The sequence below is a fragment of the Allobosea sp. LC85 genome (assembly GCF_000735605.1).
In the GTDB taxonomy this organism is placed as follows: domain Bacteria; phylum Pseudomonadota; class Alphaproteobacteria; order Rhizobiales; family Beijerinckiaceae; genus Allobosea.
On record NZ_JPKG01000059.1, the window covers coordinates 308818 to 324012 of the forward strand.

11 protein-coding genes are annotated in these 15195 nt (G+C 65.5%); 4 read left to right on the forward strand and 7 right to left on the reverse strand.

What is annotated here, in order from left to right:
* Positions 1 to 65 precede the first annotated feature (65 nt).
* A complete protein-coding gene (locus FG93_RS27890) occupies positions 66 to 1241 on the forward strand; it encodes a VWA domain-containing protein (protein ID WP_043241288.1) in 1176 nt (391 codons plus the stop codon).
* 32 nt (positions 1242 to 1273) lie between these two features.
* A complete protein-coding gene (locus FG93_RS27895) occupies positions 1274 to 1870 on the forward strand; it encodes a hypothetical protein (RefSeq protein ID WP_152579670.1) in 597 nt (198 codons plus the stop codon).
* 21 nt (positions 1871 to 1891) lie between these two features.
* Here the strand turns inward: FG93_RS27895 and FG93_RS27900 are convergent, their stop codons facing one another.
* Complete coding sequence (locus tag FG93_RS27900) at positions 1892 to 2413, reverse strand: universal stress protein (protein ID WP_348270496.1); 522 nt, start codon at positions 2411 to 2413, stop codon at positions 1892 to 1894.
* A 112-nt stretch (positions 2414 to 2525) separates the two neighbouring features.
* On the opposite strand from FG93_RS27900, the gene FG93_RS27905 reads away from it, so the two are divergent.
* The gene (locus FG93_RS27905) at positions 2526 to 3764 is read left to right on the forward strand and encodes an MFS transporter (RefSeq protein WP_043241297.1); all 1239 of its coding nucleotides are present in this window, start codon (positions 2526 to 2528) and stop codon (positions 3762 to 3764) included.
* A gap of 20 nt (positions 3765 to 3784) precedes the next feature.
* Here FG93_RS27905 and FG93_RS27910 read toward each other — a convergent pair whose 3' ends face one another.
* Positions 3785 to 4105, reverse strand: coding sequence for a 2Fe-2S iron-sulfur cluster-binding protein (locus tag FG93_RS27910; protein ID WP_043241627.1), 321 nt, complete (start codon positions 4103 to 4105; stop codon positions 3785 to 3787).
* Positions 4106 to 4188: 83 nt separating this feature from the next.
* Positions 4189 to 4527, reverse strand: coding sequence for an Hpt domain-containing protein (locus tag FG93_RS27915; RefSeq protein WP_052514292.1), 339 nt, complete (start codon positions 4525 to 4527; stop codon positions 4189 to 4191).
* 267 nt (positions 4528 to 4794) lie between these two features.
* Here FG93_RS27915 and FG93_RS27930 point away from each other — a divergent pair, with 267 nt between their 5' ends.
* Positions 4795 to 11094: a hypothetical protein gene (locus tag FG93_RS27930; RefSeq protein ID WP_052514293.1), complete on the forward strand. Its 6300-nt coding sequence runs from the start codon at positions 4795 to 4797 to the stop codon at positions 11092 to 11094.
* Positions 11095 to 11286: 192 nt separating this feature from the next.
* On the opposite strand, the gene FG93_RS27935 is transcribed toward FG93_RS27930, so the two are convergent.
* From FG93_RS27935 to FG93_RS27950, 4 genes are all read right to left on the reverse strand, one after another.
* Positions 11287 to 11889, reverse strand: a complete 603-nt coding sequence (locus FG93_RS27935) for an ABC-type transport auxiliary lipoprotein family protein (RefSeq protein WP_043241310.1) — start codon at positions 11887 to 11889, stop codon at positions 11287 to 11289.
* 4 nt (positions 11890 to 11893) lie between these two features.
* Entirely contained in the window at positions 11894 to 13027 is a 1134-nt protein-coding gene (locus FG93_RS27940) for an MlaD family protein (protein WP_043241315.1), read from the reverse strand.
* 117 nt (positions 13028 to 13144) lie between these two features.
* Positions 13145 to 13999 (reverse strand): ABC transporter ATP-binding protein, encoded by an 855-nt coding sequence (locus FG93_RS27945; protein WP_081881952.1) that lies wholly within the window; start codon positions 13997 to 13999, stop codon positions 13145 to 13147.
* A 16-nt stretch (positions 14000 to 14015) separates the two neighbouring features.
* The gene (locus FG93_RS27950; protein ID WP_043241318.1) at positions 14016 to 15161 is read right to left on the reverse strand and encodes an MlaE family lipid ABC transporter permease subunit; all 1146 of its coding nucleotides are present in this window, start codon (positions 15159 to 15161) and stop codon (positions 14016 to 14018) included.
* Positions 15162 to 15195: the final 34 nt, after the last annotated feature.

Below are 15195 nucleotides of genomic sequence, written 5' to 3' on the forward strand. Positions count from 1 at the left end.
GAGCAGCACCTGGCCTTCAGGCCGGTGCTGCTTGACCCCGCCGCCGCCTTCCGCACAGTGGGGCGATGTTCCTTCGCCTGTTCACCGATCTGCGCGCCGCCAAGGTTCCCGTCACGCTGCGGGAGTACCTGGCCTTGCTCGAAGGCGTGGAAGTCGATCTCGCCGAACACCGCGTCGACGAATTCTATTATCTCGCTCGCACCTGCCTGGTGAAGGACGAGCGCCATCTCGACAAATTCGATCAGGTCTTCGCTCAGGTGTTCAAGGGCATGGAGACGCTGCAGCAGGCCATCGAACAGGCCGGCATTCCCGAGGAATGGCTGCGCAAGCTCGCCGAGAAATTCCTGACCGACGCGGAAAAGCGCGAGATTGCGGCGATGGGCTGGGACAAGCTCTGGGAGACGCTGAAGCAGCGGCTCGCCGAGCAGCAGGGCCGGCATCAGGGCGGTTCGAAATGGATCGGCACCGCAGGGACCTCGCCTTATGGCGCCTATGGCTATAATCCCGAGGGCGTCCGCATCGGCCAGGATAGCAACCGCAACTTCCGGGCGATCAAGGTATGGGACAAGCGCGAGTTCAAGGATTTCGACGACACGCGCGAACTCGGCGTGCGCAATCTGCGCGTTGCATTGAGGCGGTTGCGCCGCTTTGCCCGCACGGGGGCGGCTGAGGAACTCGACCTCGACCACACCATCTCGGAAACGGCCAAGCACGGCTATCTCGACGTGCAGCTGCGGCCCGAGCGCCGCAACGCGGTCAAGGTACTGCTATTCCTCGATGTGGGCGGCTCGATGGACTGGCATGTCGAACTCGCCGAGGAGCTGTTCTCGGCGGCGCGGGCCGAGTTCAAGCATTTCGAGCACTTCTACTTCCATAACTGCCCTTACGAGCGGGTCTGGCGCGAGAACAAGCGCCGGCACGATCAGGTCATACCGACTTGGGACATCCTGCGGACCTATTCGGCCGAGTATCGCATCGTCTTCGTCGGCGATGCCTCGATGAGTCCCTATGAGGTTGGGATGCCCGGGGGCTCGGTGGAACACTGGAACGAGGAAGCGGGCGAGGTCTGGATGCAGCGCCTGACCGGTCATTTCCCGAAATCGGTCTGGCTCAACCCGGTCCAGCAGCATCTCTGGAGCTATACCCAGTCGATCCGGCAGATCGGCGGGTTGATGGGCGGGCGCATGTTTCCGCTGACGCTGGACGGGCTCGACGGCGCCATGAAGGCACTGGCCCGCTGACAAGTCCCTGGCGAGCCGCTATGGCTGCCGCCATGCAAGATGACAATGATGCGCTCCCGCCGTCCTGGCGCCAGCGTCCCAAGCCGGTCGGATTCGAAATCACGTACCGGCTGAAGGGCGATACGCTCGAGATCGACAGCACACGCAAGGTCGATCAGGTCAGGCTCTCGGCGGTCGAGCACGTGCGCTTCGTCTATGCGCCGAGCAATATCTCCTCGAAGGGCTTCAAGACGCAGCTCAGGTTGAGCGACGGCAAGAGCATCACCTTCGGCAACCTGTCCTGGCGCTCGCTCACCGACATGGAGCGCGACGATGCCGGCTATCGCGCCTTTGTCGAAGCGCTGTCGGCAGCAATCGTCAGGGCCAATCCGCGTGTCCGCTTTCTCGCCGGCAAGCCGAACTGGAACTGGTGGCTGCTGACTGTGGTCAGCGGCCTGTCCTTGCTCATGTTGATCATGTTCACGCTGCGCGCCTTCCTGCAGGGCTCCAACTCGGCGGGATGGCTGGGTATCCTGCTCGCCATCGCCTCGCTCTGGCAGGTCGGGCCGATGGTCAAGCTAAACCGCCCCCGCGAGTTGCAGTCAGGCGAAGTGCCGGACGATCTGGTGCCGCGCGCCTCGACAGGCTGACCGGCCCGCGTTTCGCCGACCTCAGCCGCTGCGCACGACCAGCACCGAGCATTTCGCGCGGCGCACGATGGCCGATGCATTGGAGCCAATGACATAGGCGAGCATACCGGGCTCGTGCGAGCCGATCACGATGAGATCGGCGCCGCTGGCATCAGCTTCCGCCAGCACTTCGCCATGGATCGAACCGACCAGCACTTTTGCGGAAACACGATCTGGCGGCAACGGAATGCTGGCCGCGATATCGGCGAGTTTGGCCTCCGCCTCACTCTGTTGCTCGGTGTCGAAATCGGCCGGCACGAACTCCATGTAGGTGATCGGCACGAGCGACCGGACATATACCAGTCTTATGGTGCCGCCGGACGCCTCGGCGAAGGAAACCGCCGCTTTGATGGCGAGCGCCGCGAAGTCGACCTCGGCAAGATCAACGGGAACCAGAATCGATCTGTACATCGCATCCCCCCGATTTTCGGCATCGTCAGATTGCGTAGTTGCCGCCCTATGATACCACATCCAGGCACGCGCGGCGTCCTGCGTGGTCGCCATGTTGGGGCGGAATTGACGCAGCCCGGACCTCGCCTAAGAGTATCGCCGCACGGAACCAGTCTTGTGAAGTCCGTGGCGACGCCAATGGCCGTTCCTCCTGCCCGGTAATCCGATGACCGACGCCCAGCCCGCTTCACGCGCCCGACGCGCGCTGCTGCACTCGCCTGCCGCCTTCCTGATGGTGCTGGCCTTCGTCAACTGGCTCGGCTTTGCAAGCTGGAGCGCGCTGCTCAACAATTTCGCCAAGGAAGCTGCCGGTTTCACCGGGCAGGATATCGGTATCCTGCAATCGGTCCGGGAGATTCCCGGCTTTCTCGCCTTCACGGCGATTATCCTGTTCTGGTTCATGCGCGAGCAGATCCTCGCCTATCTCAGCCTGCTCACGCTCGGTTTCGGCGTTGCGATCACCGGTTTCTATCCCAGTCTCGGCGGGCTCCTGATCACCACCACGATCATGTCGCTCGGCTTCCACTACTATGAGACCGCGCAGCAATCCCTGCAGCTGCAGTTGCTGCCCAAGGCGGAGGCCCCAAGGCTCCTTGGCAAGATCGCCGGCGCCTCGGCCGCCGCACAGCTGCTTGCCTTCGGCTCGATCGCGCTGATCTGGCGGCTTTTCCAGCCGGGCTACACCATCGTCTTTGTGGTGGCGGGCCTCCTCACCATCGGCCTGACCGTCGCCGCCTGGCTGCTGTTTCCACGCTTTCAGGGCGCGGTGCCACAAAACAAGGGCTTCGTCCTGCGCAAGCGGTACTGGCTCTATTACGCCCTGACCTTCATGTCGGGCGCGCGCCGGCAGATCTTCATGGCCTTCGGCGGCTTCCTGCTGGTCGAGCGCTTCGGCTACGATGTCGCAGCGACGGCAACGCTTCTGCTTGCCACCTACGGCATCAACACTTTCGTGGGGCCGATGCTCGGCCATCTCGTCGGACGAGTCGGTGAACGGGCGACGATCCAGCTCGAGAACATCTCGCTGATCGCCGTCTTCGTCGGCTATGCGCTGGCAAGCCACGGGCATTTCGCCGGCTGGGGCGTCTACGTCGCCGGCGCGCTCTTCGTCGTCGACGGGGTCTTCTTCACGCTCGTCCTGGCGCAAAGAACCTATTTCCAGAAGATCGCGGACCCGGCCGATATCGCGCCGACCTCGGCAGTAGCCTTCACGATCAACCACATCGCCGCGGTCTTCCTGCCCGTGACCTTCGGGCTGCTCTGGATCCGCGACCCTGCGATCGTCTTCTACATCGGCGCGGCGGTCGCCACCGTCTCGCTGACGCTGGCTTTCCTGGTCCCGCGACATCCCGTACCCGGGCGCGAGACGATGCTGGCATCGGCAGTGCCGGCTGCAGCCGAGTAAGCCCGCCCTGCCCTGTCGGCTCAGCCCTGGCGGGCCGGCGTGCGCACCACGAGGCCGTCGAGTTCGTCGCGAACCCTGATCTGGCACGAGAGCCGCGACGTCGGGCGCACGTCGAACGCGAAGTCGAGCATGTCCTCCTCCATGGACTCGGCGTGGCCGGTCTTCTCTGCCCAGGCATCGTCGACATAGACATGGCAGGTCGCGCAGGCGCAGGCGCCGCCACATTCGGCTTCGATGCCGGGAATCCCATTGCGCACGGCCGTTTCCATGACCGTCGCGCCGGTCTCGGCCTCAACGGTACGGCTTTCTCCCTGGGCATCGATGAAAGTGATCTTCGGCATCATGAACTCCGGCGGGGCCAACGCCGGCACCGCTTAGAGCATTTCCAGGCATTGTGGAAAGAGCGTTGACCGCCTGACCGCCCTCAGGCGGCGCAATCGATCGTGGAAATCGCAGCGCGGGCCTCGGCCGTAGCAAGCGCCAGAGCGTCCATCGCGTTTTCCCTGCGCGTCGGATCATCGCTGGCCAGTTGGCGTTCCATTGCCTCGGCGGCCTCGGCAACCGACCAGGCTCCGATCGCACTGGCGGCTCCCTTCAGGGTATGTGCCGCGTCCATCTTGGCCTTGACGTCGCTGCCGGAGTGGATGGTCCGCAAATGGCTGACGCATTGCTGCGCGAAGAGCGTCAGCAGCTCGCGCTCGAGGTCATGATCGCCGCCGGTCTGGCGGGCGAGGTGAGCAAGATCAATGGCTTTTTGGGGCATTGGAGCACTCGGAAACACGCATTCTGCATGAGCCGGCAAACCGGCTCCGATGCTCAAACAAGCGCCAACATGGTGAACGAGGCGTTAACGACGTTTGTGAATCGGGGCCTCAAATGGGTTCCAATCGCATAGAGCCTCCACTACCCTTCCAACTGGTAAATGATGGGCGCATTGTCCCTCTTGATGCCGGGCGCCAGAGGCGGCGCGCGGCAGAGTGAGGATCGCGGCGATATCGCCACATCGAAGTAGCGTTGCGAGGCGGCAATCATGACCCGACAGAACAAGCTCCAGGACCCGACAGAAGCGGCGATGTCCGCGATCGAGGAGGCCCTGCGGCTCGACCAGTCAAAGCCCCTCGGCGAGGCATCCCACGCATCCGAACCGAAGCTGCCTTCGGCCACTGAAGGCGATCTCAAGCTCGACCTGCCTCGCGTCGAGCCCGCGCCCAAGCCGGAACCCGCCCCGGCGCAACAGGCGGCCTCCCCGCGCCCGGCGATCGCGCCCGATACCAGCCGCGTCGCCAATGACGACCGCCGCGATTCAAGTTCCCTCGTCCAGGCTTTCTCGGTCCGCCCCTCGCGCCGCCCCTCCTGGTTCGCGGCCTTTGCCTCGCTGCTCTGGCTCGCCGGCGTTGCCTTTGTGCTCGTCAGCCGCTTCGGCTCGTTCAGCAGCGGTCTGCCGGAAGGTCTGGCCGGCTTCGGCCCCGGCGAATGGGCCATGCTCGCATTGGCGATCGGCACACCGATCGTCTTCTTCTTCGTGCTCGCAGCACTTTACCGCCGCACCCAGGAAATGCGCCTTGTCTCCCGTGCGATGACGGAAGTCGCGCTTCGCCTGGCCGAGCCGGAAGTGGTCGGTGCCGATTCCGTTCTCTCGCTGAGCCAGACCATCCGTCGCGAGGTCGCCGCCATGGGCGACGGCATCGAGCGCGCCGTCGCGCGCGCCGGCGAACTGGAGACGATCGTGCGCGGCGAGATCGCCACGCTCGAGCGCGCCTATGCAGATAACGAAATCCGGCTGCGCGCGCTTATCGACGAGCTCGTCACGCAGCGGGAATCCGTCGTGGGCAATGCCGAGCGAGTGAAATTCGCGATCAGCGGCGCGCATGAATCTCTCTCCAAGGATCTGGAGAGCGCCAGCCGCAGCATTGCCGAAGCCGTCTCGCAGGCCGGTGATCGTGTCACCGGCTCGCTCGGCGAGAAGGGCGACCAGATCACGATCGCGCTCGGCCGCGCCGGCGAGCGCATGATCGACGAGATCAGCGGCCGCGGCCACGAACTGGTCGAACGCCTGCAGATCACGTCGGGGGAGGTCAGCGAGCGGTTGTCCGGCGCCCGCGACAACCTGTCGACGATGCTTGACGGCCGCGCTCAGGAAATTGCCTCCTCGCTGGAGCGGACCGGCCAGGTTCTGACCGAGGGCCTGACCTCGGGGGCCCGCGACGTCACCAAGGCGATCAGCGAGACCGGCTCGCATGTCGTCGAGACGCTGACGGCGCGGGTTGAGACCGTCAACGAGACCCTGAGGCAGACGGGCGAAGGCCTGGCCCAGGAGATCTCCGAGCGTGGCACCACTGTCGCCGAACGCTTCGAGCAGAGCGGCCGCACGCTGGTTGGCCTGATCGAGGGCCAGAGCGAGACGCTGACCCAGCGCCTCGCGGAAACCGGGGAGACCCTGCGCAGCTCGCTCTCGAGCGAAGGCGAAAGCGTCACCGCGCGCCTTGCCGAGGTCGGCCGCGGCGTCCACAGCCTGCTCAGCCGGCAGCATGAGAGCATGGCTTCGCGCCTGCTCGAAGTCGGCACCAACGTGCACGGGCTGATCGACAGCCAGGGCGAGTCGCTGGTCAGCCGCCTCAACGAGACGGCCCGTACCGTCGAGGACGTGCTGCGCGAACGCGGCGACGCCATCGTGCTGCGCTTCGACGAGGCGAGCAAATCGCTGGGCGATACGGTCGGCCGCCAGGGCGACGAGCTGACGACCCGGATCACCGATGTCGGCACCAGCCTGCACGGGCTCTTCACCGAGCAGGGCGGCAGCCTCGTGACCCGCCTCTCCGAGACCGGCGAGATCGTGCACACCCTGCTCGATCAGCAGGCGGAGAAGCTCGCCAGCCGCGTGTCCGGCGCCGGGAAGGAAGTCGAATCCCTGCTCGACCGCCACGGCGAGACGCTGGCCGCCCGCCTCGGCCAGACCGGCGAGGACGTGCACAAGCTCCTGAACGAACAAGGCGACGCGCTCGTCGCTCGCCTCGGCCGCAGCGGCAAGGACGTCCAGAACCTCATCGGGCAGGAAGGCGATAACCTGGTCGCGCGCCTGGGTCTGGCCGGACAGGAAGTCCAGAGCCTGATCAGCGAACAGCGCAGCTCGCTCATCACCAGCCTGTCCGAGACCGGCACCAAGGTCAGCGCCCTGCTCGAAGAGCAGACCGGCGGCATGACGGTGAAGGTCTCGCAGGCGGGCCTCGACATGCAGGATCTGCTCAGCGGCCAGAGCCAGGCGCTGGTGACGCGTGTCGCCGATGTCGGTCGCTCCGTGCACAACCTGCTCGCCGAACGCGGCGGCGCGCTGATCACCCAGCTTGCCGAGACCGGCGAGAACCTCCACCTCAAGCTCGGCGAACAAGGCGATGCGCTTGCGATCCGCGTGACGGAAAGCGTCGAGAGCGCCCGCTCCGCGCTGGAGCAGCAGCAGACGGGCTTCATCGCCCGCCTCGGCGAAACCAGCAAGGAAGTCGGCGCCCTGCTCGGCGAGCAGCGCGAGACGATGATCCGTGATCTCGTCAGCACCGGCCGCGAAGTTCACACGCTGCTCGGCGAGCAGAGCGAGGATCTGGCGCGGCGCATGACCGACGCCACCCGCACCCTCACCGAGACCATCAATGTCGATGGCCGCCATGTCGCCGAACGTGTCAGCGAAGCGACGCAAGGGTTGCGCGACACCTTCACCGTGCACGCAGAGGACGCGCGCACGCTTCTGGCCGACACCGGCAGGGAAATCGTGCTGGCGCTGACCCAGCAGGGCGGGCGCGTCAACGAGGCTCTGGCCGCCAACGCCGAGTCGATGCTGCGCTCGGTCGAGAACCGTGCCCAGGCGCTGAACGAGACGCTGGCAAGCCGCCACGACGCGCTGAACCAGCTCTTCGACGCGCAGGGACGCCAGATCGACGGCACGCTGGCTACGCGCCTCGCCGCTTTCTCCGAGCTGTTCGAAACCCAGGGTCGGGGTATCGAGGCCACCCTCAACGAGCGGCTTGTCTCCCTGTCCCAGCTCTTCGACTCGCAGGGGCGTGTCATCGAGCACGGCCTCAACGAGCGCCTCGCCGCGCTCACGCATCTGTTCGACACGCAGGGTCGTGGCATCGAGAGCAACCTCAACGAGCGCCTCATCGCCTTCACACAGCTGTTCGACACGCAGGGCCGGGGCATCGAGACCAGTCTCAATGAACGCCTCGCCGCCTTCACCCAGCTGTTCGACACGCAGGGCCGTGGCATCGAGGCCGGCCTCAACGAACGCCTCGCTGCCTTCACTCATCTGTTCGACACGCAGGGCCACGGCATCGCCAATGGCCTCGACGAACGTCTCGACGCCTTCAACCAGCTGTTCGATAACAAGGGGCAGTTCATCGCCAACGGCCTCGACCAGCGCCTCGCCGCCTTCAACCAGTTGTTCGACAGCAAGGGGCACGGCATCACCAGCGGTCTCGACCAGCGCATTGCCGCCTTCACCCAGCTGTTCGACACTCATGGTCACGGCATTGCCAGCGGCCTCGACGAACGCCTCGCCGCCTTCACTCAGGTGTTCGACACCCACGGTCGCGGCGTCGCAAGCAGCCTCGACGAACGCCTCGCGGCCTTCACCCAGCTGTTCGACACGCAGGGTCACGGCATCGCCAGCGGCCTCGACCAGCGCCTTGCCGCCTTCACCCAGCTGTTCGACACGCAGGGCCGCGACATCGAGAGCGGGCTTAGCGAACGCCTTGCCGACTTCACGCGCCTGTTCGACACGCAGGGCCGCGAGGTCGAGGCCGCGCTCGGGATCCGGCTCGACGCCTTTGAAGACATTGTGGTCCGCCAGGGCGGAGCGCTTGCGGCCAAACTGACCACCGACACGCGCGAATTCACCGATTCCGTCGCGGCGCGCCTGAACGAGGCCGAGCGGTTGCTGACCAGCGACGGCCAGGCCCTGGCCGATCGTATCGGCACCCGTGCGGCGGAGGCTGCCGATATCCTCGCCGCCCGCACGCAGGAAGCGGCGACGGCCATGGAGGAGCAGATCAAGGTGTTCGAGGAGCGCTCCGGCGCCAAGAGCGCCGAGATCGCCACCTCCCTCGACGGGCTCATTGCCCGCATCGACGGCAATCTCGGCTCGCGGGCGACCGCGCTCAACGAGGCGCTGGTCGAACGCACGGTCGACATCGCCCGTGTGCTTGCCGAGGGCGGCCGGGAGGTCACCCGCGCCCTGGCGGCCAAGGCCGACGAGATCGGAGAGGTCGTCACCTCGAAGAGCGAGTCGCTCACGCGCACGCTCAGCGAGAAGGCCGACACCATCAACGCCACCCTCGGCGGGCGGGCGCTGCAGATCGCCGATACGCTCGACCAGAGCGTCGCGCGCTTCGAGGAGCGCGTGGTCAACCGTCTCGACTCCGTTTCCGGAACGCTCGATTCGCGCGGCCAGCAGATCGCCGACACGCTGCACAACAAGTCCGAGGAAATCTCGGTTTCGCTTGGGGCCCGCGCCGACGAACTGCGCGCCCTGTTCGATGACAAGGGCGGCGGCATGGTTGCGGCACTCGGCCAGCGCGGCGAAGCCATCGCCAACGAGGTCGCGTCGGTCGGCGAAACCGTGGTCAGCGCCATCGAAAGCCGTGGCACGTCGATCCTCGCCGGCCTGCGCGAGCGCAGCGCAGCGATCACGACTGCGCTCGACACCTCGTCTGCGGGGCTGCGCGATACGCTCGAGGAGGGAACCCGCCAGTCGGTCGAGGCCCTGGTCAACACCAATGAGCAGCTTCGCGGCGAGCTTGGCGGCATGCTTGGCCGCCTGGGCGAAGCCAACAAGCTGATGCAGCAGATCGTCAACGGCGCGAACAAGAACCTCGGTGCGATCGAGAGCGGCCTGTCGGAACGCGTCAGCGACCTGCAGGCGGTGCTCGCCACCGTCATGGACGAGACCAAGGGGGCGACGGCGCAGGTCGCGGCCCAGGTTGAGGAGCTCAAGGCTTTCTCGGAAGGCACCTTGCGCCAGACCACGGCGCTTGTCGGCCAGCTCGACGGCCAGGGCACCTCGCTCTCCGAGGTTACCCAGGCAAGCACGGCTGCTCTGCACGCGGTCGCTTCGCGGCTCGAGCAGGTCGAGGCTCGCGTCGGCAAGGCTCTGTCCGATCGCAGGGACACGCTGGAGGAAGTGCACGGCCTGATCTCAGGCAAGACCGACGACATCGAATCGATCACCCGCTCCTTCGCAGCCTTGATCGACGAGTCGCTGAGCAGCGCCGAAACACGCGCCCGCCAGATCGGCGGCGTGCTGACGGACTCCGCCGAAGCCACGACCGGCGCGATCATGCAGCAGTTCGAGATGATCCGCGCCACAACGGGCAAGGAGCGCGAACGCACCGCACATGCGCTGCGCTCGGCCTATGAGCAGGTCAGCGGAGAACTCGGCAATGAGTTGTCCAAGGTCACGGAACGCTTCCAGGGTGCCGCCCAGGACATGCGCAAGATCTCCAGCGAGATCCAGCGCGAGCTCGAGGCAACGCGCTCCGAACTGAAGCGCGGCGTCCTCGACCTGCCGAAGGAGACGCAGGAATCGACGGCAGAGATGCGTCGTGTGGTCGCCGAGCAGATCAAGGCGCTCAACGAACTGACCGAGATCGTGACGCGCTCCGGCCGCAACAGCGATGTCGCTGGCGCTGCCGAAGCCCCGGCTCGCCGCGCATCCGCGGCCATGCCCGCAGCACCGGCCTATTCCGCCTCGGTGACGCAGGCGCGCGTAACGACCCTGGCCGAGCCGCTACGGCCCTCGATCGATGCGACGGCCGAGGCTGCCAAGCCGGAGCCGCGCACCGAAGGGAAGGCAGCCCCGGCTCGCCCGGCATCTGCGCCGGACGCTTCGCGTCGTCAGGCCACGCCGGAACAGCCCCCGGCCAAGTCCGGCTGGTTGTCCGATCTGCTGAACCGCGCCTCGCGTGAGGACCGGCCGGCCGAGCCGAGCAAGCCGACCGCGCACTCGATCGAGAAGCTCGATTCGCTCTCGGTCGATATCGCCCGCATGATCGACCACGACGCAGCTGTCGAACTCTGGGACCGCTACAAGCGCGGTGAGCGCAACGTCTTCACGCGCCGGCTCTACACCCTGCAGGGCCAGCAGACCTTCGACGAGATCCGGCGGAAATACCGCCGCGACGCGGAGTTCAAGGAGACGGTCGACCGCTACATCGACGAGTTCGAGCGCCTGCTCGGCGAAGCCGCCAAGGACGATCGCGACTCGATGGTGGCGAAGACCTATCTCACCTCCGAGACCGGCAAGGTCTACACCATGCTGGCTCATGCGAGCGGGCGCTTCGAGTAAGCACCCCCTCCCTGCCCCGGAACGCAAAACGGCCGCCCGATCGGGCGGCCGTTTTCTGTGGGACCTTGCAAGGCCGATACAGCGTGCGGCTAAAGCATCGGCTCGAAAAGTGGATCACGGTTTTCGGGGCAAAGCCGATGCAAACACAAAGGGTTGGATCATCGGACCGGATACGATTTCTGGTCCGATGATCTAGGCAGCCCAGCGCACGATATCGATCAGTACCTTCGACAGCGCCTGATCGAGCGCGTGGGCCGCGGCAGCGCCGTCGACCGCACCGACCGGCACCCTGGCCGAGAATAGTCTGGCCCGCTGAATGTGCCCGGTCCGGTCCCCGACCAGTTTCACCGTGATCTCGACGACGGCAGTGTTCGTTGCAGCATCGATATTGAAGCTGCGGATGTCCGTATTGAGCTGGAGATCGGGGACAATCCGTTCGCCCGGCCGCGAGACCGACGCGATACGGCTGCCGTTCTCGAAGGTCTGGATCAACCGTGTCTGCACCAGCTTCGGAATGCGGTCTGCCCATTGCGTGCCGCCAAGAAAAGACAGCGCTCCGCCAGAGTCCCGGACAATCATGCGATCGGAATCGAGGGTCTGGACCGTCGTCGGCTCGTTGATGACGAGAGTTGCACGCGCCCCGCCGATCCGCCCGAAATCGCGAGGGGCCGAGAGGTCGTAGGTGGTGGGCGTCGGGCCGCCGCCGCAACCGCTCAGCGTGAGCGAAACGGCCAGGACGAGAGCGGCGATCGGCGTGAAGCCAGATTCTGGCGCAAGGCGGGACGACATCGGCATCTGACTAGCGCGATCCGCTATACTGGGGAAGCGGCGGGCGGCCGCCAAAGATGAACTGCTGCGGATTGCGCTCGATATTGCGCAGGGCCCGGTTGAAATCGGTCAGGGTCCGACGGCCTTCGGCGGCCAGGTTCTCGATGTCGCGCAGGCCAGGCCCGGTAAAACGGTTGATCCCCGTCGTGATCTCGGCGGTGCGCTTGTCGAGATTCTCGGCAAGGGTGCGCATCGAGCGCGCCGCATTGCCGACTTCGGCCAGCGCCCCCTGCCCGTCCCCGGAATTCAGGAAGCCCTGCGCGGCCTTGAGCACGCCCTCGACCTGATCGGCGGCCTTGTTGAGCTTCTCGGTAATCGAGGCGACATCCTTCACCACCTTGCCGACATCCCCGCTGTTGTCGCCCAGGGCGGCGGTGAACTTGTCGACATTGGCAAGGATGTTTGCGACCTTGCGCTGGTCGACCGACTTCACGACCTCGCTCAGTTCATCGCTCAGGCTGCCGAGCTTCTGCGAGAGCGGAGAAATGGTATCGGCGATCTGGCCGAAGCTGCTCATCAGCTTGTCGACGCCGTCGGAATTATTGCCGAGCGCGGCGGAGAATTTCTCGACATTCTTGACCGTGTTGCTGATCGAGCCGGCATTCTCCTTGACGAGCCCCTCGATGCCGCCAAGCACGTCGTCGGCCCGCTTCGCGATCGTGCGCACCGTCTCGAGGATGTCCTGGAACTCGGACCGCTCGGCAATGATCGTCGGCAGGCTCTGGCCCGGCTGTGGCTTGAGCACGGGGGAGTCCGGATCGCCGCCCAGCAACTGCACGGCGACGACGCCCGCAAGCCCCTGAGCCTCGATCCGCGCGCGGGTGTCGATCCTGAGCGGCGTCGAGTTGTCGACCTGAACGACGGCGTAGATCCGGCGAGGATCGTCAGGGAGCAGTTCGATGCGGGTGACCTCGCCGACGCGCAGGCCGTTGAAAAGCACGCTGGAGCCGCGCCCCAGCCCGGTGACAGTGCCGCTGAAGACGATGCGGACATCCTGCTTGCGGCCGGCCAGACCACTGTTGAACCAGTAGACAAAGCCGAACATCGCCGCGAGTACCGCGAGCGTGAAGAGACCGACCAGTGCGTAGTTGGCGCGCGATTCCATTAGCGCAACGTTAGAGCAGGAATCTGCAAGGGGCGAAGCAGCTTTCGAGCAACATCCTCTTCCAACGCGTGAGTCAAGGCCGGGTTTCGCGGCCTTGGCGGTGATATCGAGCTCGCTTCACGACCTTCTCTGGCCAGCGGGGAGGCGAGCCTGGGCACGTTCGCCACCAAAATAGGCCTTCAGCCAGGGATGATCGGAGGCCAGCATCGTCGCGAGCGGCCCGGCCGCGATGACGCGCTTGTCCGCCAGCGCAGCAATCCGATCACAGGCCGAATACAGGCTGTCGAGATCATGCGTCACCATGAAGACGGTGAGGCCGAGCGTTTCCTTCAGCGTCATGATCAGTTCGTCGAATTCGGCGGCCCCGATCGGATCGAGGCCCGAGGTCGGCTCGTCCAAGAAGACGATCTCGGGATCGAGCGCCAGCGCACGCGCGAGCGCGGCACGCTTGATCATGCCGCCGGAAAGTTCGGAAGGCGCCTTGTCGGCCGCGTCGGGCTTGAGACCGACCATCTCGAGCTTGAGCATCGCCATCTCGTCGAGAAGCGCAGGCGACAGCTTCAGGTATTCCCGCATCGGCACCTGGATGTTCTGCTTGACGCTGAGCGCCGAGAACAGCGCGCCGTGCTGGAACATGACGCCAAAGCGACGTTCTAGGGTGCGTCGCGCAGCCCCTTCGAGATCGTCGACATTCTCGCCGAAGACCTCGATCGTGCCCCGCTGCTTGCGGACCAGCCCGAGGATCGTGCGGGTCAGAACGGATTTTCCGGTGCCGGAGCCACCGACGAAGCCGAGGATCTCGCCGCGCATGACGTCGAGATCGAGGCCGTCCATGATCACCTTGTCCCCGAAGGCGACCTTGAGGTTGCGCACCTTGATGACAGGCTCCGGCGCGTCCCGATTGCTCCCGGACGGACCGGCAGCGCCATGCGATGGCGGATGTCCCGGCGACTGGCTCAAGTCTGCGCTCATGCCCGGCCCACCGCCCTCAGAACTCGATGGATGCAAAGAACATGGCGAAAAGTCCGTCCACCAGGATGACCATGAAGATCGCCTTCACCACGGAGGCCGTGACCTGACGGCCGAGCGACTCGGCCGAGCCCTGGACGGCGAGGCCTTCGATCGAGGCGATCAGGCCGATGACGAAGGCCATGAAGGGAGCCTTGATCAGCCCAACCGCGAAGTGCTTCCAGGTGATCACCGACTGCAGGCGCGCCAGGAAGGTGTCGATACCGATGCCGCCATAGAGCCAGCTCACCACCGCCGCACCCGTCAAGCCGGCCATGGCGGAGATGAAGGTCAGGATCGGCAGCGAGATGATCAGCGCCAGGATGCGCGGAACGACAAGGACCTCGATCGGGTCGAGCCCCATCACCCGCAAGGCGTCGATTTCCTCGCGCATCTTCATCGAGCCGATCTCGGCGGTGAAGGCCGAGCCCGAACGGCCGGCAATCATGATCGAGGTGAGCAGCACCGCGAGCTCGCGCAGGATCAGGATACCGGTCAGATTGACGACGAAGGCCGAAGCGCCGAATTGCTGCAGCTGGAATATGCCCTGCTGCGCGACGATGCAGCCGACCAGGAACGAGATCAGCATGATGATCGGTGCACCATTGAAGGCGATCAGCTCGATCTGATTGACGAGTGGCGGCCCCCTGAACTTGCGCGGACCGAGCATCACGCTGGCGGAGCCGACGACCACCTCGCCGAGGAACATCGCTCCGCCGACCATGTCGCGCCCGAAGCGGACCATGGCCTCGCCGATATTCACCAGCACGCTGACAATGCCGAAATGGTGGACCGTTGGCGGCACGGAGCAGTCGTGGATATTGACCTCGGCCAGCAGCACCGCGTGCTCCGGTTGCCGGCTGACGAGCTCGACAGAGCCGCCTGCAGCCTCACGCTGGTTCTTCAGCCGGTTGAGAACATAGGCGCCGAGCGTATCGAGACGGATGATCGCGGAGAGATCGAGGGTCGCGCGCGATACCGAAGCGATACGCTCGCCCATCTCCGCGACCAGCGCCTCGATCCGCGGTGCGCGCTCGGCGCTCCAGGATCCGGTCAGCTCGATGGCGAGGCTACCCGCATCGTCGTGAAAGACGGCCTGGGGTTCGGCGGTATCGAGGCTCGCCATGGTCTCCCTGATGTCCCTCGAACGGCCTCGTCGG

Excerpts from the sequence above, each read along its gene's own strand:
- FG93_RS27890 (WP_043241288.1), top strand. The coding sequence starts at position 66 with ATGTTCCTTCGCCTGTTCACCGATCTGCGCGCCGCCAAGGTTCCCGTC.
- FG93_RS27895 (WP_152579670.1), top strand. The coding sequence starts at position 1,274 with ATGCAAGATGACAATGATGCGCTCCCGCCGTCCTGGCGCCAGCGTCCC.
- FG93_RS27900 (WP_348270496.1), bottom strand. The coding sequence starts at position 2,413 with ATGGCGACCACGCAGGACGCCGCGCGTGCCTGGATGTGGTATCATAGG.
- FG93_RS27905 (WP_043241297.1), top strand. The coding sequence starts at position 2,526 with ATGACCGACGCCCAGCCCGCTTCACGCGCCCGACGCGCGCTGCTGCAC.
- FG93_RS27910 (WP_043241627.1), bottom strand. The coding sequence starts at position 4,105 with ATGCCGAAGATCACTTTCATCGATGCCCAGGGAGAAAGCCGTACCGTT.
- FG93_RS27915 (WP_052514292.1), bottom strand. The coding sequence starts at position 4,527 with ATGCCCCAAAAAGCCATTGATCTTGCTCACCTCGCCCGCCAGACCGGC.
- FG93_RS27930 (WP_052514293.1), top strand. The coding sequence starts at position 4,795 with ATGACCCGACAGAACAAGCTCCAGGACCCGACAGAAGCGGCGATGTCC.
- FG93_RS27935 (WP_043241310.1), bottom strand. The coding sequence starts at position 11,889 with ATGCCGATGTCGTCCCGCCTTGCGCCAGAATCTGGCTTCACGCCGATC.
- FG93_RS27940 (WP_043241315.1), bottom strand. The coding sequence starts at position 13,027 with ATGGAATCGCGCGCCAACTACGCACTGGTCGGTCTCTTCACGCTCGCG.
- FG93_RS27945 (WP_081881952.1), bottom strand. The coding sequence starts at position 13,999 with ATGAGCGCAGACTTGAGCCAGTCGCCGGGACATCCGCCATCGCATGGC.
- FG93_RS27950 (WP_043241318.1), bottom strand. The coding sequence starts at position 15,161 with ATGGCGAGCCTCGATACCGCCGAACCCCAGGCCGTCTTTCACGACGAT.